The organism is Actinomadura miaoliensis (genome assembly GCF_039536785.1).
GTDB lineage: Bacteria > Actinomycetota > Actinomycetes > Streptosporangiales > Streptosporangiaceae > Spirillospora > Spirillospora miaoliensis.
Map to the genome: position 1 here is coordinate 708,477 of NZ_BAAAZG010000001.1, position 19,471 is coordinate 727,947.

At 73.7% G+C, this 19,471-nt stretch carries 19 protein-coding genes; 2 read left to right on the forward strand and 17 right to left on the reverse strand.

Annotated elements, in window-relative coordinates:
* The first annotated feature begins 3 nt into the window (after positions 1-3).
* The gene (locus tag ABD811_RS03250; protein WP_344940391.1) at positions 4-813 is read left to right on the forward strand and encodes a glycosyltransferase family 2 protein; all 810 of its coding nucleotides are present in this window, start codon (positions 4-6) and stop codon (positions 811-813) included.
* Here ABD811_RS03250 and ABD811_RS03255 read toward each other — a convergent pair.
* The 4 genes from ABD811_RS03255 to ABD811_RS03270 form a co-directional block, all read right to left on the reverse strand.
* The gene (locus tag ABD811_RS03255) at positions 720-1,259 is read right to left on the reverse strand and encodes a GtrA family protein (RefSeq protein ID WP_344940394.1); all 540 of its coding nucleotides are present in this window, start codon (positions 1,257-1,259) and stop codon (positions 720-722) included. The two genes, ABD811_RS03250 and ABD811_RS03255, sit on opposite strands and share 94 nt — an antisense overlap.
* 4 nt (positions 1,260-1,263) lie before the next feature.
* Positions 1,264-2,016, reverse strand: a complete 753-nt coding sequence (locus ABD811_RS03260) for a class I SAM-dependent methyltransferase (RefSeq protein ID WP_344940396.1) — start codon at positions 2,014-2,016, stop codon at positions 1,264-1,266.
* A gap of 17 nt (positions 2,017-2,033) precedes the next feature.
* On the reverse strand, positions 2,034-3,200 hold the full coding sequence (locus ABD811_RS03265) for an NAD-dependent epimerase/dehydratase family protein (protein ID WP_344940399.1): 1,167 nt from the start codon (positions 3,198-3,200) through the stop codon (positions 2,034-2,036).
* 348 nt (positions 3,201-3,548) lie between these two features.
* Positions 3,549-3,980: a winged helix-turn-helix transcriptional regulator gene (locus ABD811_RS03270; protein WP_344940402.1), complete on the reverse strand. Its 432-nt coding sequence runs from the start codon at positions 3,978-3,980 to the stop codon at positions 3,549-3,551.
* A gap of 118 nt (positions 3,981-4,098) precedes the next feature.
* On the opposite strand from ABD811_RS03270, the gene ABD811_RS03275 reads away from it, so the two are divergent.
* Complete coding sequence (locus ABD811_RS03275) at positions 4,099-4,956, forward strand: SDR family oxidoreductase (RefSeq protein ID WP_344940405.1); 858 nt, start codon at positions 4,099-4,101, stop codon at positions 4,954-4,956.
* 14 nt (positions 4,957-4,970) lie between these two features.
* Here ABD811_RS03275 and ABD811_RS03280 read toward each other — a convergent pair whose 3' ends face one another.
* The 13 genes from ABD811_RS03280 to ABD811_RS03340 are packed head-to-tail and all read right to left on the reverse strand — an operon-like array spanning position 4,971 to position 19,434.
* The gene (locus ABD811_RS03280) at positions 4,971-7,130 is read right to left on the reverse strand and encodes a molybdopterin-containing oxidoreductase family protein (RefSeq protein ID WP_344940408.1); all 2,160 of its coding nucleotides are present in this window, start codon (positions 7,128-7,130) and stop codon (positions 4,971-4,973) included.
* Positions 7,131-7,175: 45 nt separating this feature from the next.
* Positions 7,176-8,063: an HpcH/HpaI aldolase/citrate lyase family protein gene (locus ABD811_RS03285; RefSeq protein WP_344940411.1), complete on the reverse strand. Its 888-nt coding sequence runs from the start codon at positions 8,061-8,063 to the stop codon at positions 7,176-7,178.
* Positions 8,064-8,073: 10 nt separating this feature from the next.
* Complete coding sequence (locus ABD811_RS03290; protein WP_344940414.1) at positions 8,074-9,735, reverse strand: AMP-binding protein; 1,662 nt, start codon at positions 9,733-9,735, stop codon at positions 8,074-8,076.
* Positions 9,732-10,574, reverse strand: a complete 843-nt coding sequence (locus ABD811_RS03295; RefSeq protein WP_344940417.1) for an enoyl-CoA hydratase/isomerase family protein — start codon at positions 10,572-10,574, stop codon at positions 9,732-9,734. Before ABD811_RS03295 ends, ABD811_RS03290 begins: the two co-directional genes overlap by 4 nt.
* An 11-nt stretch (positions 10,575-10,585) precedes the next feature.
* A complete protein-coding gene (locus tag ABD811_RS03300; protein WP_344940420.1) occupies positions 10,586-11,020 on the reverse strand; it encodes a Zn-ribbon domain-containing OB-fold protein in 435 nt (144 codons plus the stop codon).
* Between the two features lie 28 nt (positions 11,021-11,048).
* The gene (locus ABD811_RS03305) at positions 11,049-12,221 is read right to left on the reverse strand and encodes a thiolase family protein (RefSeq protein WP_344940424.1); all 1,173 of its coding nucleotides are present in this window, start codon (positions 12,219-12,221) and stop codon (positions 11,049-11,051) included.
* Positions 12,218-12,688, reverse strand: a complete 471-nt coding sequence (locus tag ABD811_RS03310) for a hotdog family protein (protein ID WP_344940427.1) — start codon at positions 12,686-12,688, stop codon at positions 12,218-12,220. Before ABD811_RS03310 ends, ABD811_RS03305 begins: the two co-directional genes overlap by 4 nt.
* The gene (locus ABD811_RS03315) at positions 12,685-13,296 is read right to left on the reverse strand and encodes an FAS1-like dehydratase domain-containing protein (RefSeq protein WP_344940430.1); all 612 of its coding nucleotides are present in this window, start codon (positions 13,294-13,296) and stop codon (positions 12,685-12,687) included. The genes ABD811_RS03310 and ABD811_RS03315 overlap by 4 nt, the downstream gene beginning before the upstream one ends.
* Positions 13,293-15,764 (reverse strand): CaiB/BaiF CoA-transferase family protein, encoded by a 2,472-nt coding sequence (locus ABD811_RS03320; protein ID WP_344940433.1) that lies wholly within the window; start codon positions 15,762-15,764, stop codon positions 13,293-13,295. The genes ABD811_RS03315 and ABD811_RS03320 overlap by 4 nt, the downstream gene beginning before the upstream one ends.
* On the reverse strand, positions 15,757-15,993 hold the full coding sequence (locus ABD811_RS03325; protein ID WP_344940436.1) for a ferredoxin: 237 nt from the start codon (positions 15,991-15,993) through the stop codon (positions 15,757-15,759). Before ABD811_RS03325 ends, ABD811_RS03320 begins: the two co-directional genes overlap by 8 nt.
* A gap of 3 nt (positions 15,994-15,996) precedes the next feature.
* On the reverse strand, positions 15,997-17,238 hold the full coding sequence (locus ABD811_RS03330; protein ID WP_344940438.1) for a cytochrome P450: 1,242 nt from the start codon (positions 17,236-17,238) through the stop codon (positions 15,997-15,999).
* Positions 17,239-17,296: 58 nt separating this feature from the next.
* Positions 17,297-18,817 carry a TRAP transporter large permease gene (locus ABD811_RS03335; protein ID WP_344940441.1) on the reverse strand — a complete coding sequence of 507 codons (1,521 nt, stop codon included), beginning with the start codon at positions 18,815-18,817 and terminating at the stop codon, positions 17,297-17,299.
* Positions 18,814-19,434: a TRAP transporter small permease gene (locus ABD811_RS03340; RefSeq protein ID WP_344940444.1), complete on the reverse strand. Its 621-nt coding sequence runs from the start codon at positions 19,432-19,434 to the stop codon at positions 18,814-18,816. The genes ABD811_RS03335 and ABD811_RS03340 overlap by 4 nt, the downstream gene beginning before the upstream one ends.
* Between the last annotated feature and the right edge of the window lie 37 nt (positions 19,435-19,471).

Genomic DNA, 19,471 nt, shown 5'->3' on the forward strand with positions numbered 1-19,471 from the left:
GCGGTGAACGAGAGGGTCGAGGACGTCGACGAGGCGGCGCTGGCGGCGTTCCGCGCCGAGTACGGGACGCGGCTGCCGCCGGTGGCGATCGTCATCGCCGCCTACAACGAGGAGGACGGCATCGGCGAGGTCGTCGGGGCCGTCCCCGCGACGGTCGGCGGGCACGAGACCGCGACGATCGTGGTGGTGGACGGCTCGTCCGACGCCACCGCCGAGGTCGCCCGCAAGAACGGCGCGATGGTCTGCGACGTCCCGGTCAACCGGGGGCAGGGCGCGGCGCTGCGCCTGGGATACCGGATCGCGCGCGAGGGCGGCGCCGAGTACATCGTCACCACCGACGCCGACGGCCAGTACGACCCGGCGCACATCGAGCGGGTGCTGACACCGGTGCTGCGCGGCGAGGCCGACTTCGTCACCGGGTCGCGGCGGCTGGGCCGCCAGGAGACCTACGACCGGGTGCGGCGCGCGGGCGTGCACGTGTTCGCCTGGCTGGTGAGCCTGCTGACCGGGCAGCGCGTCACCGACACCTCCTTCGGCCTGCGCGCCATGCGCGCCGAGGTCACCGCGGCCGTCACCCTGCGCCAGCCGCAGTACCAGGCGTCCGAGCTGCTGATCGGCGTGATCTCCCGGGGGTACCGGGTGAAGGAGGTCCCGGCGACGATGCGGCTGCGCACGGCCGGGACCACCAAGAAGGGCGGCAACCTGGTGTACGGGTACCGCTACTCCCGCGTCGTGTTCGGCACCTGGTGGCGCGAACGGCGCGCCGGGCGCGGGCGGCGCCCGGAACGCCCGCCGTCCGCGAACACCAGGTAGTGGAACAGGACGAACTTCACCACGAACATCACCCCGTAGACGGCGAGGAACACCCCGCCCACCAGGGCGGCCCGCAGCGCGTCGGACTCCACCAGCCGGTCGACCTGCCGGTCGGCCACGCCGGTGGCCCACGCGCTGAGGGCCATGGTGGTCAGCGCGATCACCCAGTACGGCAGCAGCTCGCGGCGCAGGTCGGCGCGGCCGCGGCGGCCCCACGCCCACCACCGGTTGAGCCCGTAGTTGAGCGCCGCGCCCGCCGCCCACGCCGCGACGGACGCGGCCTGCGGGCCGAGCAGCCCCGGCCCGTAGGTGAGCAGCAGCACCGCCTCGCTGGCCACGGCCGCCAGCACCGAACCGATCGTGTACCGGGTGAACACGCGCCGGAACGAGCGGCCGCCGCCCCGCGCCGCGGGGTCGGCCGGCCGGGTCGGCGCGGTGGCGGTCATCGCCTCACCGCGCCTTCCCCGCCTGCGGGACGTCGTCCGGCACCCGGGCGACGGCCAGCACTGATTGCCCGAACGGGATCGGCAGCAGCCGGTCGAGCACCCGGGTGGCCGGGACGAGCACGCGGTCGTACACGCCCACGGCCCCCGTCCTGGGCCCCTGCACCTTGCCGAGCCGCATCGCCGCCCACCAGGCGACGCCGCCGAGCAGGTTCACCGGTCGCGACAGCTCGCACGCCAGCCCGGCCCGCCGGATCGCGTCCCGCAGCGTCGCGGGCGTGTACCGGCGGAAGTGCCCGACGCGGCGGTCGAACTCGCTGAACAGGCTCTGGTAGCCGGGCACCCAGAGCACGATCGTGCCGCCGGGGACGACCGAACGCGCCAGCACGGCGAGCACGTGCGCGTCGTCCTCGAAGTGCTCCAGCACGTTGATCGCCACGGCCGTGTCGACCGGCCGGTCCAGGCGCTGCGGCCCCGCCAGGTCGAACTGGTGGGCCTCCACCTCGGTCCGGTCGGCGAAGCGGTTCTTCAGCAGCGTGACCGCGTCCGGGTCGACGTCGGTGACGACCAGCCGGTCCAGCCCGGTGAACTGCGCGGCGAACTCGCCGAGCCCGGCGCCGACCTCCAGCACGCTGCGGCCGCAGTGCGGGGCGATGAGGTCGTACTGGTAGCGCCGGTAGCGGGGCTTGTCGGCGCCGCCGTCCTCGGCCGGCACGGTGCGGCCGGTGGCGCGGGCGAACGCGCCCTCGGATGAGGTCATGGGCGGCTCCCGGTCGGTCATGTCTCCTGCACGGGGCTGGCGTGGCGGCGCCAGTCGACCTTGGGCGTCAGGGCCTCGGGCCGCACCCGGTGCGCGTGCCGCTTGGTCACGTCGAACAGCGAGGTGATCAGCGTATCGGAGAGCAGGTGCGGGGTCAGGCCCAGCTCCAGCAGGCGGGTGTGGGTGACGTTGTAGTAGTGGTCCTCGTGCTCGACCCGCGGGTTGTCCAGGTGCTCGACGCGCGCGTCGCCGGGGAAGCAGCGGACCACGGTGTCGGCGATCTCCTGGACGCTCATCGCCTCGGTCATCTGGTTGAACACCCGGAACTCGCCGCGCTCGGCCGGGTTCTCGCAGGCCAGTTGGACGCAGCGGACGGTGTCGCGGATGTCGATGATGCCGCGGCGCTGCCCGCCGCCGCCGTAGACGGTCAGCGGGTGCCCGAGCACGGCCTGGATGACGAACCGGTTGAGCACGGTGCCGAACACCGCGTCGTAGTCGAAGCGGGTCGCCAGCCGGTCGTCGAGCGCCGTCTCGGGGGTCTGCTGCCCGTACACCACGCCCTGGTTCAGGTCGGTGGCGCGCAGGCCCCAGATCCGGCAGGTGAACTCGATGTTGTGGCTGTCGTGCACCTTGGACAGGTGGTAGAAGGACCCGGGCCGCTTGGGGAACAGCACCCGGTCCTTGCGCCCCTTGTACTCCAGGTCGAGCCAGCCCTCCTCGATGTCGATGTTGGGGGTGCCGTACTCGCCCATCGTGCCGAGCTTGACCAGGTGGATGTCACGGTCCACCTCGGCGATGGCGTAGAGCAGGTTGAGCGTCCCCACGACATTGTTGACCTGGGTGTAGACCGCGTGCTTGCGGTCGATCATCGAGTAGGGCGCGGCGCGCTGCTCGGCGAAGTGCACCACGGCCTGCGGCCGGAACGTGCGCAGCATGTCGTAGGTGAAGTCGGCGTCGGTGAGGTCGCCGACGAACACCTCGATGGACGCACCGGTCACCTCCCGCCACGCCGCGACGCGCGTCTGCAGCGTCTCGATCGGCACCAGGCTCTCGACGCCGAGCTCGAAGTCGTACTGGCGCCGCGCGAAGTTGTCGGCGACCGCGACGTCGTGGCCGCACCGCGAAAGGTGCAGCGCCGTCGGCCACCCGAGGTACCCGTCACCGCCGAGGACGAGAATCCGCATGCATCACTCCTGACCTGTCCGAACCGGTTCGTCGGGTGAGCGCGGAACACGGCCGGCCCGCCGCGCGGCGGGCCGCCCGGGGGCGCGCGGGCGGCCCCGGGAACGGCATGGTGGGGGGCCATGACGGCAGCCGGTGCGAACGATCGCCGGCACGGGACCACACCCTTCTGACATGCGCCGATTCCGTGCCGACCAGACTTCCCGGCTCACCCGGCCGTTCACCTTACCGGGCGAAACTGAATGTCAGCTGGAAGCCTCCCGGCCGGGCACCGCGCCTGAGCCGGCGCCTCAGTCCGCGCCTCAGTCCGCGCCTCAGTCCGCGCCTCGGCCCGCGTCTCCGGCCGTGCCTCAGTCCGCGGCGCGGGCCCGGTCGTAGCGGGCGCGGGCCGCCAGCACCGCCGGCATCTCGTCCTCCACCAGGTGGATCAGCTCGCGGAGCTTGGCGGCGACGCGTTCGCCGAGCGGCGTCAGGCTGTACTCGACGTGCGGGGGGATGGTGGCGCGCACGTCGCGCACCACAAGGCCGTCGCGTTCGAGCACGTGCAGGGTCTGCGACAGCATCTTCTCGCTCACCCCGTCGACGCGGCGGCGCAGCGCGTTGAAGCGGTGGCTGCCGTCGGCGAGCGCGGCCAGGGCGAGCGTGCCCCATTTGCCGGTGACGTTCTCGAGGGTGCGGCGGGACGGGCAGGCGCGGGCGAACACGTCCGCGACCAGTTCGTCGGTGATGTCGGCCTCGGTGCCGGAGGCGGGACCGGTCACGTCCGGGCTCGTGCTGGTCATGTCTCAACGGTAACCGCCCGGGCGGCCCCTGCACCGTGACACCTCTCACTGTTGGTTAGTGCTGTCGATTAGTTAGTGCATGATGGCCAGTACGCACTCACCGTTGAGAGGAGCCCTTGTGATCACCGTCACCGGAGCCACCGGCAGACTCGGCCGGCTGACCGTCGCGGCGCTGCTGGAGCGCGGCGTGCCCGCCGGACGGATCGTCGCCGCCGTGCGGAGTCCCGCCAAGGCCGCCGACCTGGCCGAACGCGGCGTCCAGGTACGCCGGGCCGACTACGACGAGCCGGCGACCCTCGCCACCGCCCTCGCCGGAACCGACGCGCTGCTGCTCGTCTCCGGCAGCGAGGTCGGCCGGCGCCTCCCCCAGCACCGCAACGTGGTGGAGGCAGCCGTCGCCGCGAAGGTGGGGCTCGTCGCCTACACCGGCATCCTCAACTCCGACACCACGAAGATGACCCTCGCCGAGGAGCACAAGGCCACCGAGGCGCTCATCCGCGAGTCCGGGCTGCCGTACGTGTTCCTGCGCAACGGCTGGTACGTCGAGAACTACACCGGCGACCTGGCGCCCGCCCTGGAGAGCGGCGCGCTCATCGGCGCCGCCGGGGACGGCCGGATCGCCGCCGCCACCCGGGCCGACTACGCCGCCGCCGCTGCCGCCGTCCTGGCCGGGGACGGGCACGCGGGCAAGGTGTACGAGCTGGGCGGCGACACCCCGTTCACCATGACCGAGCTCGCCGCCGAGCTGTCCCGGCAGACCGGGAGGCGGATCGAATACCGGAACCTGTCGGAGGAGGAGTACGCCGAGGCGCTGGTCTCGGCGGGCGTGCCCGAGCCGTTCGCCAGGATCCTGGCCGACAGCGACACCGGCATCGCGCGCGGCGACCTGACCACCGGCTCCGGTCACCTGCGCGCCCTCATCGGCCGTCCCACCACCACCCTCGCCGACGCGGTCGCGGCCGCCCTGAAGGGCTGACCGCGGCGCGCGGGTCAGCGGATCGGGGCGATCCGCACGGGCACGCCGTTGAGGTGCGCCATGCCCGCCAGGGGCTCCAGGTCGCCGGGGTCGGGTGAGGCGAGCAGGTTGACGTTGACACCCCCGGCGGCGTTGGCGACCCGCCAGCCCCCGCGATGACCCCAGCCGTGCGGGACGGCGACGGTGCCCGGCGTCATCTCGTCGGTGACCTTCACCGGCAGCTCCACCGAGCCGTGCGGCGACGAGATGCGGCAGCGGTCGCCGTCCTGGAGCCCGTGCCCGGCCGCGTCCTCGGGGTGCACGCGCGCGACCTGCTCGCGCGTGCCGCCCTTGGCGCGCATGAGCGCGGGCGCGTTGTGCATCCAGGAGTTGTGGGACCGCTGCTCGCGGATGCCGATCAGGCGCAGCGGGTACCCGGGCGGCGGCTCGGGGGCGGCGGCGAGCCGATCGATCTCGGCGGCGATCTGCGGCGGCGCCAGGTGGACCCGCCGGTCCTTGTGCCAGACGCGGCGGCGCAGACGGCCGGTGCGCTGGTGGTCGGCCAGGACGATGCCGTGCGGGTGGGCGCGCAGCCGTTTCAGGCTGAGGCCGCCGCGCCGCAGCCCGTACCAGTCGCCGTACGGGCCGGTGCGCAGCAGCGCGTCGGCCAGGAAGCGGGGCGTGGGCCGCACGCCGAGGCGGTGCGCGAGGCGCTGCGCCCGCAGGGCGCCCACGCCGAGCCCCATGCGGCGGGCCAGCTCGTCGAAGATCTGCCATTCCTGGCGGGCCTCGCCGCGCGGCGGCACGACCGGCTCGGTCCAGGTCACGTACGGGGTGAGGTGGAGCTGCAGGAACGGCAGCGGAAGGTCCTCACGTTCCAGGAACGAGGTGGCCGGCAGCACGTAGTCGGCCTTGCGGGCGGTGTCGGAGACGTACATGTCGACGCAGACCAGCAGGTCGAGCCGGTCGAGGGCGGCGTCGAGCGCGGCGCTGCCCGGCACGGTCAGCACGGGGTTCCCGGCGGCCACCAGCAGCGCCCGCAGTCGCCCCCGGCCGGGCGTGGTGATCTCCTCGGCCATCACCCCGGCGGGGAAGGTGCCGAGGATGTCGGGGTAGCCGCCGACGCGCGAGCGGGCCCTGCCGTAGGTGGCGCGGCCGGACAGCCGCAGGATCTCGTCCACGCGGATGGGCGACTCGCCGAAGACGGCCCCGCCGGGACGGTCCAGGTTGCCCGTCACGGCGGTGACCGCGTCGATGAGGAACGCGGTGAGGGTGCCGTACCGGCCCAGGCAGGAGCCGGTACGGCCGTAGACGACGGCGCGTTCGGCCGCGGCCAGGTCGCGCGCCAGGGACCGCGCCCGGTCGGCGGGGACGCCGCTGTGGGCGGCGGTGCGCTCGGGGGCGAAGCGGGCGGCCAGGGCGCGCAGTTCGGCCAGGCCGGTGGCCTGGTGCGCGCAGGCGGCGGCGTCTTCGAGGCGTTCGGCGAAGATGACGTGCAGCAGGGACAGCAGCAGCCAGGCGTCGCCGTCGGGACGGACGGGCAGGTGCTCGTGGGCGCGGGCGGTCTCGGTGCGGCGCGGGTCGGCGACGATCACGCGGCCGCCGCGCCGGACGATCGCGGCCAGGTCGTCGCGGATGCGCGGCGCGCTGAGCACGCTGCCGTGCGACACCAGCGGGTTCGCCCCGATCATCAGCAGCAGGTCGGTGCGCTTGAGGTCGGGGATCGGGACCAGCGTCGGCGCCCCGTACAGCAGCGCGCTGGCGGCGAAGCGGTTGTTGACGTCCTGCGACCCGGCCGAGTACAGGTGCGGCGACCCGAGCGCGCCCATGAACCCGGTGAGCCACAGCGGATGGCTGTAGGAGAACGTCGCGGGGTTGCCGAAGTAGCAGCCGATCGCGTCGCCGCCGTGCTCGCGGCGGATCCGGGTGAGCCGGGCGGCGATGTCCGACAGCGCCTCGTCCCAGCTCACCTCGTCGAACCCGCCGTCGGCGCGCCGCCGCAGCGGCCGGGTGACGCGGTCGGGGTCGTTCTGCACCTCGGCCATCGCGATGCCCTTGGGGCAGGCGAAGCCGCGGGAGAGCGGATGGTCGGGATCCGGGCGGAGCCGGAGCAGCTCGCCGTCGCGGACGGTGGCGGTCAGCCCGCACAGCGGCTCGCAGATCCGGCAGTAAGTGGCCACTTGCGTCGTCCCCATGGAGACGATTATGCGCCACCCTCCGCCGTCCGCCACCCCCTCGGGCTAGGCGCCGGCACCCCGGACCATGCGGGCGTGGGCCAGCCAGTGGCGGGCCTTGTCGGCGTGGGCGAGGTCGATGTGCTGGCCGCGGAAGCGGACCGCGCCGTGACCGTCCGCCGCCGCCCGCTCCACCGCCGCCACCAGCTCCTCGTGATAGGCGACCTCGTCGTCGGTGGGCGTGAACACCTCGTTGACGACGGGCACGTGCGAGGGGTGGATGACGATCTGCCCGCGGAAGCCCAGCTGCAGGCCGTAGTCGGCGAACGCGCGCAGCCCCTCCAGGTCGCCCAGGTCCTCCCACAGGCCGGTCAGCGCGTGCAGGCCGTGCCGGCGGCAGGCCAGCAGGACGCGGCTGCGCAGGTAGAGCGACTCGCTGCCCTCCGACGACCAGCGAAAGCCCACCGCGCGGGCGATGTCGGCGTGCCGCGAGGTCGGGCCGATCATCGCGCCGACCCGGGGCGAGGCGCCCGCGATCTCACCGCAGTTGTCGATGGCCTCCACCGTCTCCACCGGGACGATCATCTCCAGGCCGGACGCGCCGTTGCGCGCCTCGAACCAGTCGATGAGGGTCTCCCAGCGCAGCACGTCGGCGGCGTCACGGATCTTGGGGGTGAACAGGCCGGTCAGCTCCGGGCCGACGACGCGTTCCAGGTCGGCCCCGGCCAGCCGGGTGTCCAGCGCGTTGGGCCGGACGAACAGCCCGGCGCCCGGGGCCTCGGCGCGCAGTTCGGCGAGCGTGGCGCGGACGGTGTCGCGGCTTTCGGCCTTGAGGTCGTCCGGGACCGAGTCCTCCAGGTCGAGCACGATGGCGTCGGCCCCGGACGCCAGCGCCTTGCGCGCCCACGCGGGTTTGTGTCCGGGGACGAACAGGACCGATCGGTAGGGATGCATCGCGTGCCTTTCAGCGGCTCGGCGCGCGGCCGGCGGCGTCGGGTGTGCGGTCGTGGGTGTCGGGGGTGATCCCGGCGGCGCGGAGCTTGGCCTTCTGGACGCGCTGGGACGGCGTCTTGGGCAGCGCGTCGACGAACCGCAGGTAGCGGGGGACGGCGAAGGCCGGGACGCGGCCCTCGCACCACCGCCAGACCTCCTCGGGCGTGACCTCGTCGCGGGTGACCAGGTAGGCCATGACCTCGTCCTCGCCCGCCTCCGACGCGGCGGGCACCGCGATGACCGCGCACTCGGCCACGGCCGGGTGGCTGAGGACGGCGGTCTCGACCTCGTAGGAGCTGATGTTCTCGCCGCGCCGGCGCAGGGCGTCCTTGAACCGGTCGACGAAGTAGAACCAGCCGTCCTCGTCGCGGCGCAGCGCGTCGCCGGTGTGGAACCACAGGTTGCGCCACGCCTCGACGGTGCGGTCGGGCATGTTGAAGTAGCCGTTGCTGGAGATGAACGGCACCTTCGGCCGGACGACCAGCTCGCCGACCTGCCCGACCGGGACCTCCTCGTCGGTCTCCGGGTCGACCAGCGTCACGTCGAACCACTCGTCGGCCGCCAGCCCCGCCGCGCCCGCCGGGCGGTCCTCCCCGTACGGCGACAGGATCGGCGCGGACGTCTCGGTCAGGCCGAACACCTCGACGAACGCCTCGATGCCGAAGCGCTCCCTCATCGGCGCCAGGATCGAGGCGGCCGTGGGCGCGGCGAACACGCAGCGCAGCGGGTTGTCGGCGTCGTCGGGGCGGCGCGGCTGCTTCCAGACGAAGTCCATCATCACGCCGATGAAGTTGGTGACCGTGACGCGGCCGTCGCGGATCTGGTCGATCCACCGGCTGGCGCTGAACCGGCCGCGCAGCACGAAGCGGGCGCCCGCGACCATCGCCGGGTAGGCGGCCATGAACTGGGCGTTGCCGTGGAACAGCGGGGTGACCGCCATCCACGCGTCGTCCGCGGTCAGGCGGGTGAGCGCCACGCACTCCTGGGCGAAGAAGTACATCTGCGCGTGCGGCATGGCCACGCCCTTGGACGGGCCCGTCGTTCCGGAGGTGAAGAAGACGGCGGCGAGATCCTGGGGGCGGACGGCGGGCAGTTCGGCGGGGCCGCCTTCGAGCAGCTCGTCCCAGGGATCGGCCTGCCAGCCCGCGGCGCGCAGCACCTCGATCGCCTCCGCCTGCCGCCCGGTGTCGATCACCCAGAATCTGCGGATGTCCGCGGCGGCCTCGGCGACGGCGGCGAACCGTTCGGCGTGCACGTCGTCGATGACGGCCAGCCGCGCCTGCACGGTGCGCACCTGGTGGGCGAGGAAGTCGTGCTCGTAGGCGGTGTTGATCGGCACCTCGGCCAGCCCGGCGACGGCCGTGCCGAGCCAGGTGCGCACGAACCGGGAGGAGTTCGCCGCGAAGATCACGACCCGGTCGCCGGGCCGCGCCCCGGCCGCCAGCATCGACGCGCCGATCGCCTCCGCCTCGGCCAGCGCCCGCGCGTAGGTCCAGCTCGCGTTCTCCTCGGGGGCGTCCAGCCAGACGGCGTCGGGGCGCCGTTCGGCGTGGTGCCGCAGGACGGTGGGCAGCGCCCAGTCCCGGCGGTCCGGGAAGGTGGGGTGGATGTCGCGGTAGTAGCGGAAGGTCACGAGCGGCCCCCTTCACGTGCGGCGTCGGTCGCGGCGCGGGCGGCGTCCTCCCGGGCGCGGGCGCCACGGAAGTCGGGGGCGCGCTTGTCCAGGAAGGCCCGGGCGCCCTCGCGCATGTCCTCGCTGCCGATGGCCTGGACGAGCATGCCCAGGCCCGCGTTCATGTTGTCGGCGGACTGGTGCCACCACTGGTTGGAGCTGATCTTGGCGATCTCCAGGTAGCGGGGGCTGAGCGCGCGGATCTCGGCGATCCAGCGGCCGACCGCCTCCTCCAGCCCGTCGTCGTCCACGACCTCGTTGACCAGGCCCAGCGCCAGGGCCTGCTCGGCGGTGTAGCGGCGGCACAGCATCGCCATCTCCTTGGCGCGCTTCTCGCCGATCTGGACGGTGAGCATGTTCGTCGCGCCCAACACCCCCGCCGAGCCCACCTTGGGGCCGGTCTGCCCGAACGTGGAGCGGCGGGTGGCGATGGCGAAGTCGCAGGCGACGACGAGCTCGTTGCCCCCTCCGGCGGCGGGTCCGTCCACCGCCGCGATCACCGGGCGCGGGCAGGCGCGGATGGCGTTGACCAGCCGCAGCGAGGCGGCGAACAGCGCCCGCAGCCGCCCGGGGTCGGGGTCGCCGAGCTGGTCGAGCGCGCCGCCCGCGCAGAACGCCCCGCCCGAGCCGGTGAGCACCACCGCGTCGGCGTCGGCGGCGTCCTCGAACGCCCCGATCATGGTGCGGGCCATGGCGAGGTCGTAGGCGTTGCGCCGCTCCGGCCGGTCGATCCGGATCCAGGCGACCGGGCCGCGACGCTCCACGTGCACACCGCCCGCCGCTCCATTCGTACGATTCATAATCATGAATCCTAGCCGTGGACGCGGCCGACCGGCAGGGGCTCACTGCCCTCGGGACGGACGAACTCGACGCGCACCGGGAGGCCCGCGCGCAGCTCCGGGCCCTCGGCGTCCACCAGCCGCAGCGTCAGCCACGGCCCCTCGGTCAGCTCCACCAGCCCGATGACCCGGTCGGGCGCGGGGACGCCGTCCGCGCCGCGCCGGCCCGGCTTGACCGTCCAGGACACCAGCTCGCCGGTGCCCGCGGCGGGCCGCCACTCCAGGTCCCGCGTCTGCGTCACCGAGCACACCACCGCGGACGGCTCGGACCACTCGCCGCTGCTGGGCGAGTAGCGCAGCAGCAGCGTGCCCTCGGCGGCGGCGTCGAAGAACGGGGCCGAATGCTCGTCCCGCACGACGGGGGTAAGGCTCAGCCCTGCCGCCCCACTTGCGTCCGGCTGGCTCATGTGTGCGCCTTCCTTCTCGGGCATCGCGTCACGTCCTGGCGTGCGGGCTGAGGATGAGGGTGGAGTGGAAGTCCAGCACTCCCCCGTTGCCGCTCACCATGATCAGGTCGTGCTCGGGCACCTGGCGGTCGCCGCCCTCGCCCCGCGCCTGGATGATCGCCTCCGACAGCGGCGTCATCCCCCACATGTAGAAGGACGACAGCTCGCCGCCGCCGGTGTTGACCGGCAGGCTCCCGCCGGGCGCGATCGCGCCGCTCGCCACGAACGCGCCGCCCTCGCCCTTGGCGCAGAACCCGTAGTCCTCCAGCGTGACCAGCGTGGTGTAGGTGAAGCAGTCGTAGATCTGGCAGAGGTCGATGTCGCCGACGCCGACCCCGGCCATCTTCAGCGCCTCGGCGCCCGACCGCGCCGCGCCCGTGACCAGGCCGAACTCGCTGCCGCGCCGGTTGACGTAACCGGGGTGCGCCTGCCCCCAGCCCCACACGTGCACCGGGGGCCTGCGCAGCCCCGCGGCCCGCTCGGCGGTCGTGAGGATCACCGCGACGCCGCCGTTGCTGACCAGGCAGCAGTCCAGCAGCCGCAGCGGGTCGGCGATCATGCGGGAGGCCTGGTGGTCGGCCAGCGTGATCGGCTCGCGCATCTGCGCGCGGGGGTTCATCGCCGCCCACTGCCGGGCGGCGACCGCGACGGCGCCGAACTGCTCGCTGGTCGTCCCGTAGGTCTCCATGTGGCGGCGGGCCGCGACCGCGTACCGTTCGGGCGCCGCCCTGAGCCCGGCGGCGGCCGGCAGCGCGCCGACGCCGCGCATCGGCCGCTTCTGCCCCGCGTACGAGGCGCCCGCGCCCTTGCCCTCCTTCAGCGGCGCGTCCGCGTAGACGCAGGCCACCACGTCGGCCATGCCGGAGGCGATCGCCATCGAGGCGTACTGCACCATCTGCCCGGCCGACGAGCCGAACCCCTGGACGGTCGCCAGCAGGCGGGTGTCGCGCATCTGCAGCGTCGACTGCAGGCGCAGGTCGATGTCGCCGCCGACACCGGGGTTGACGAGCAGGCCGTCGATGTCGCCCAGCGTCAGGCCCGCGTCCTCGGCGGCCCGCGCGATCGCCTCGACGGCGAAGTCGGCGGACGTGCGCCCGTAGATCCGGCCGAACTCGGTCAGTCCGAGGCCCGCGATGACCGCGGTGCGTCCCGCCCCGCTCACGCGTCCTCCCCGCTCCGGCGCGGCAGGACGACCTCGACGACGCCCGGCCCGACCGTCACGCCGCCGGAGTTCTCGCAGCGGATCGCGATCTCCACGACGCCCCGGCCGTCCTCGTCGACGCGAGCGTCCTTGACCTCGGCCCGCACCCGCATGGTGTCGCCGACGACGTTGAACGACCGCATCCGGAAGCCGCGGATCGCGCGGATCTGCCCGGCCAGGCCCATCCAGTCGCGGACGCAGCGTTCCCACGCGCCCAGCAGGAACTGGGTGTTGGCGTACATCTCGGGCGCGCCCGTGCCGCGGGCGTACTCGGTGTTGTGATGGATCGAGTTGAAGTCGCGGTTGGCGCCCGCCGCCATCACCAGCCGGTAGACGGTCAGGGGGTAGTCGGCGCCGGGCAGCTCCTCACCGACCGTCACGTCCTCGAACCTGCGCCCTTCCAGGGCCGCCGTGTCCACCTGGCTCACCCCTCCCTGCCTTCGTTCCGGGGGACGTAGGCGTAGGTGCCGATGCGGATGCGCGCCACCACCTCGCCGGACGTGGTGACGATCTCGCTCTCCCAGGTCATGAAGGCGCCCCGGCCCACCGAGGTCTCCTTCGGCGCGCACGACACCAGCCGCCGCCCGCGCCGTCCGATGCGCTCCCCCGCCACCACCGGGCGCAGGAAGTCGACCTCGATGTCGGTGCCGAAGAAGCCGGTGGTCTTCGGGCCGATCGGCATGTCCTGGTTGTTGATGGGGCTGTGCACCGGCTGGGCGTCGCGGTCGTCGCTGTCGAACAGCGTCTCGCCGGGCCGCCACATCGGCGGCAGCGTCCACGACATCAGGCCGGTGTAGGGCATCGTGACGTCCTCGAACCCGGCGCGGCGCGCCACCACCGGATCGGTGTGCAGCGCGCAGCCGAACTCCAGCGGCTCCAGGTAGCGGCGGATCGCGCCGCGTTCGACGGCGTCGGCGCCCCAGACGGTCTCGCCGTCGGAGAAGTCGCGGCCGACCGCGTCGACGACCGGCCGCCACTCGGCCTTCCAGTCGTCCGGCCCGGCGGCCACCCTGTTCGTGCTCGCCTGTGCGCTCAACGGAGCGCCCCTCCCTCCAGCAGTTCACGCACCCGCGCCTCGGGGTAGCCGAGGATCTCCCGCAGGACGGTCTCGTTGTCCTGCCCCAGCGTCGGGGCGGGACGTTCCACGACGCCCGGCGTCGCCGACAGCAGACAGCGCGGCCCTTCCACGTACGCCGTGCCGTGCAGGCGATGCGGGAGCGCCACGACGTGCCCCCGCGCGGCCAGCTGCGGATCGGCGACGAAGTCCGCGCTCGCCTGGGACATGTGGGCCGGGACGCCCTCGGCCTGCAGCAGCCCTTCCACGTCCTGGGCGCGGTGCCGCGACGTCCACTCCGCGATCGCCTCGTCGAGCAGCTCCTCGTGCTCGCGGCGGCCCCGCGCCGTGGCCAGGTCGTCGCGTCCGGCCAGGTCGGGACGGCCCATGGCGGCGGCCAGGCGGCGCCACTCGCCGTCGGTGCGCACGGCGATCGCCACGAACCGGTCGCGGCCGTCCTCGGGCCGGCACGGGTAGACGCCGTGCGGGACGAACGCCTCGTCGCGGTTGCCCCTGCGCCGCGCGATCGTCCCGTCGAAGCCGAACCGCGCCACCTGCGGCGACAGGAAGAACACCCCGGCCTCGATCTGCGCCACGTCGATGTGGCGGCCGCGTCCGGTGCGGCGGCGGTCCTCCACCGCCGCCAGCAGCGCCGCCAGCGCCAGCCGCGGGCCGATGTAGTCGGTGTACGGGCCGAACGGCCCGAGCGGCAGCCGGTCCTCCCAGCCGACCAGGCCCTGCAGCCCGCTCAGCGACGAGCCGACGTTGCCGTACCCCGCCAGCCGCGCCAGCGGGCCGCTCTGCCCGGCGATGCTGGTGCTCAGCATGATCAGGGACGGGTTGGCCGCCGCGAGCGCGGCGTAGTCGAGCCCCCACCTGGCCATCTGGCCGGGCGAGAACGACTCGACCACCACGTCGGCCCAGCGCGCCAGGTCGCGGACGACCGCGCGCCCGTCCTCGCTCTTGAGGTCGACGGTCAGGCCGAGCTTGCCCGCGTTGCAGTTGCCGAACAGCGCCGAGTTCTCCGGGCCGGGCACGCCGCCGTAGAACGGCTGCATGAGCCGCGCCGTCTCGACGCGCGTGCTGGACTCGGCCCGCACGACGCGGGCGCCGAAGTCGGCGAGCGTCCGGCCGATGAGCGGTCCGGCGACCACCCACGACAGGTCCAGCACCTTCAGCCCGTCCAGAGCCCGCGCGCCGCGCGGACGGGCCGGCGGGGCGTCGCGGCCGGCGCGTTCCCGGGGAAGCCATTCGCGGATCACCTCGTCGGTGTGCTCGCCGACGCGCGGCGCGCGGCGCCGCACGCGCGGCCCGTCGTCGCCCGTGACCCGCGCGAAGCGTCCGGGGATGCGGACCCGGCGGCCCTCGATCTCGACCTCGGACCAGAAGCCGCGCGCCGCCAGGTGCGGCGCGTTCGCCACGTCGGCCATGTCGAAGATCGGCACGCAGAGCAGGCGGCGGCGCAGCGCCGCGTCCAGCACCTCCGCCTTGGTCCTGTCCTTGAGGAAGGCGCGGACGGCGGCGCGGGCGTCGTCCAGGTCGGCGGGCGTGAGGGTGCCGTCCGCGAGCAGGCCGGGCAGGGTGCGCCAGTCCCAGGACGCGATGCGCTCGTCCACCGCGCCCTCGTCCCGCAGCCAGGCGAACAGGTTGTTGGTGAACGCTCCGGCGGCCGGGCCCATCGACAGGTGCAGCTCGACCATGCCGTCCCTGACGTGCCACTTCTTCATGGCGTTGGGCGTGGCGGCGCCGCTGCCGCTCTGGTCGGAGCGCGGCGCGGGCTCGCGGTGCCACTCGGGCTTGTCGTCGCCCACCGCGTGCGCCAGGACGCGCGCGAGCGTCGCCACGCCCAGGCACGCCTGCGCCGAGACGTCCACGACCTGGCCCTCGCCGGTGACCGTCCGTGCCAGGACCGCCAGCAGCGTGCCCGCCGCCGCGTCCGCCCCGGCCTGCAGGAACGCCTGCGGCGCGCTGATGCGCAGCGGCGGCCGGTCGCCGTCGCGGTGCGGGTCGAGGGGGCCGCCCGCCGCCCAGACGACCAGGTCGCTGTCGGCGTAGTCCGCCTTGGGGCCGGCCGGCCCGAACGCCGTGATCGCCGTGACGACCAGCCGGGGACGCCCGGCGCGCAGCGTCGCCGGGTCCAGGCCCCGTTCCCGCAGCCACGCCGCCGGGGCCGAGGTGACGACGACGTCCGCCGCGTCCGCCAGGCGGCGCACCAGCGAGCGTCCCTCCTCGGTGTCCAGGTCGGCGACGACGCCGCGCCGGCCCGCCGCGTAGGTCTCCCAGAAGAGCGACGGGCGGCCCGGCCCGCCGGCGACCGGCGGGACCGACCGGGCGCGCGACCCGCCCGGCGGTTCGACCTGCACCACGTCCGCGCCCAGGTCGGCGAGCAGCCGCCCGCACATCAGGCCGCGCTCGTCGGTCAGGTCCAGGACGCGCAGGTGCTCAAGCATCGGCACCGGCGTCGCCGCTCAGCGAAGGGGAGGCCGCGCGCAGGGAGATGGCCCGCTCGGGGCAGGCGCTGACGGCCTCGCGCGCATCGGCCAGCAGCCCGTCCGGGACCTCGATGGTCTGGCCGCGCTGGGCGACGAAGCCCTCCTCGTCGTCGGACAGCAGCCGCTCGGCCACCGAGTAGCAGCGGCCGTGCCCCATGCACCGGCCCTCGTCGATCGACAGGAACATCTCTCAGACCTCCCATTCCAGGGGCAGCGTCGGCATGGTGAGCTGGCCGCCCCGCTCGGTCAGCGTCACGCCCGGCCGGATCCGGTAGTCGGGGATGCGGCTGTGCCACTCGCGCAGCACCACGGCGAGCTCCAGCCTGGCCAGGTGCATGCCCAGGCAGCGGTGCGGGCCGGCGCCGAACGCCAGGTTCTGGTTGACGCCCTCGCGGCCCAGGATGAACCGGTCGGGATCCGGGAACTTGCGGGGATCGCGGTTGGCCGAGCCGATGCCCAGCCAGACGATGTCGCCCTTCTCCAGCGGCAGGCCGTGGAAGTCCTGCGGCTCGCGCACCTCGCGGCCCGCCTGGATCACCAGCGGGTACATGCGCAGGAACTCCTCGACCGCGGCGGGCGCCAGGTCCGGCTCGGCGATGATCCGCCGCCGGTCCTCCTCGTGCGTGGCCAGGTGGGTGAAGATGAAGCCGAGCGCGCTGCGGGTGGTGTCCAGCCCCGCCAGCATCAGCGTCATGCAGATGGTGAGGATGTCCTCCTGGGAGATCGGCTTGCCGTCGATCCGGGCCTGGACCAGCCGCGTCACCATGTCCTCGGACGGGTCGCGGGGGTCGGCGCGGCGCTCGTTCACCGCCTCGTCGAAGTACTCCAGGATCCTGCCCTTGGCCTCGGCGGCCGCCTCGGGGTCGCCGCCGAAGAACCCGGCGAACAGCGTCTCCGACCAGGGCAGGAAGAACTCGCCGTCGCTGACCGGAAGGCCCAGCAGGGCCAGGAACAGGTCGGTGGGGTAGCGGATGGCGAACTCGGCGACGAAGTCGCAGCCGCCCTTCGGCCGGACCTCCTCCACCAGTTCCACGCAGCGGCGGTGCGCCAGCGACTCCATCCGCCGCACCGCCGCCGGGGAGAAGAACGGGTTGAGGACGCGCCGCAGCTTGGCGTGCTCCTTGCCGTTGAGGTCCTGCGGCAGCAGCGCGATGCCCGGCTCGGGGTTGAGCGCGCTGCGCGCGTGCGTCGTCCACACCGCGTGGTTCTGGAAGCCCTCCAGCACGTCGTCGTAGCGCTGCAGCATCCAGAAGCCGCGCGGCCGGGTGTCGTTGAAGTGGAACCGGGCGGCCTCGCGTTCGGCGTCCAGCAGGGCGTAGTGCCCGTACAGCTCCGAGTCCTCGCCGTACTCGGTGTGGCTGACGGGGCAGCCGCGCATCGTCCGGGCCCCGGGCTCGCCGTCCGGCCCGGTCCGCTGCCTGGTCTCGCTCATCGGGGGAATCCTTCGTCGTTCGGATGTCGCTCGGGGGGTCGCGCGGGGCGGCCGGTCGTCACTCTCCCGACGCCAGGTCGGGGATGAAGGTCGCGATCTGCGGGAAGAAGATCAGGACCAGCGTGACGATGATCGCCATCGGCATGAACCACCACACCGCCCGGAACACGTCGTTCATGCTGATGTTCCGGCCCTGGTTGACCTGCGGGTCCTTGGTGATGCTGTAGATGATGAACGCCAGGATGCCGACCGGCGGCGTCACCACGGCCAGTTCCCCCATGAAGACCGCGAACACCCCGTACCAGAGCAGGGAGATGTCCAGCGCCTTGAGCGTCGGCATCAGGATGGGGATGGTCAGCACCATCATCGGCAGCGGCTCCATGAAGGTGCCGAGCACGATGTAGATCACCGTCATGAGCAGCAGGAAGCCCACCCGGTCGAGGTTCAGGCCCTCCACCAGCTCGGCGAACCCGTTGCTGATCCCGGTCAGCGTGAGCATCCGCGACAGCGCCTCGACGCCGATCAGCATGAAGAAGATCGCGCCGACGCTGGCCACGGTGGCGGTCGCGGCCTCGGCCACCGCCCGCCACGCGCCCGAGCCGCGCCGCCACACCAGCGTGACCAGCAGCGACACCAGCGCGGCGACCGCCCCCGCCTCGGTGGCGGTGAACACGCCGGAGAACATGCCCGCCACGATCAGCACGATCAGCAGCGGGACGGGCCAGATCCGCACCAGCCCGGCGAACCTGTCCCGCCAGGTCACCGCGGGACCGGCCTCCGGCTCGGAGGCCGCGCCGGAGGCCGCTTCGGCCACCGCCCAGCGCCGCGCGAACAGCACGATCATCACGGTGAACAGGGCCGCGACCAGCAGCCCGGGGCCGATCCCCGCCAGCAGTTGCGGCCCGATGGGCACCTCGGCGATCCCGGCGTAGATGACGAGCATGATGCTCGGCGGGATGAGCTGGCCCGGCAGTCCCGCGACCACGACCGACCCGAGCGCCAGCCGCTTGTCGTACCCGGCCTTGAGCATCTCGGGGATGCCGATGCGGGCCAGGGCGTAGGTCGTCCCGACCGAGGAGCCGCTCACCGACGCCAGGCCCGCGCCCGCCAGGTTGGTGCCGACGGCCAGGCCGCCCGGCAGCCAGCCCAGCCACATCCGGCCGACCGAGTACAGGCTCTCGGTGAGCCCGGCCCGCCACAGCAGCAGCCCCATGAGGATGAACATGGGCACGACGCTCAGCGTCCAGTTCGCCACCTGCTGGTAGGGCAGCGTCGTCAGGGTGCTCTCCACCAGCGGCCGTCCGCGCAGCGCGTACACGCCGAGCAGCGCCGGGATCGTCATCGCGATCGCCACCGGCATCCGCAGGAAGATCAGCACGAGCATCAGCGCGCAGGCCAGCGCGCCGATCGCCTCGGGCACCAGCGGCAGGAACAGCGCGCAGGTGGTGCCCGCCACGGTCGCCACGATCAGGCCGAGGACGATCCAGGACCGGACGTCCGAGGTGCCGCCCCGGGCCCGCCCGCCCGGGTCCTCGGCGCCGGCCGGGGCGTCGGCGGTGCGCGTGGCCGGTTCGGTCATGACCGGGCCTCCTTGTTCTCGGCGGCCGACAGTTCACGCAGGACGGCCGCCTCGTCGGGGTCGGCGGCGGCGTGCTCGGCGACCGGGCGCACCGCGGCCCGCACGGCGGCCGCGGCGAACTGCGCGGTCAGCCCGGCGAAGGCGAGCGGGACCAGGAAGTACGTCGGCCACGCGGGAAGGTCGCTCACCCCCGCGGTCTTCCTGATCTCGTAGGCGTGCAGGGCCTCCTGCCAGCCGAACCAGGCGAAGCCCGCGGCCAGGGCGCAGCAGGCGGCCAGCACCACCGCCAGCACCGGCCGCCGCGCCGCCTCGGGCAGCCGCTCGAACAGCAGGTCGGCCGCGATGTGCTGGCCCCGGTGCTGGGCGGCGACGAAGCCGAGGAACGCGACGATCGGCAGGTACCAGTACTGGACGATCTCCAGCGTGTTCGGCATCGGCCGGTCGGCGAACGACCGCAGCAGGGCGTTGGCCGTGATGTGCAGCATCATCACGAAGGTCACGGCCACGGCCGCCACCTCGATCACGGCCACGTCCAGCCGGAACGTGCGGGAGCTGTCGTCCGGCGCGCGGTCGCCGGCGGGCGGGCCGTCGGTGGCGGGGTGGGATGGTGCGCTCATGGCGGCTCCATGGCGAGGGTGGGATGGGTCGCCGCGG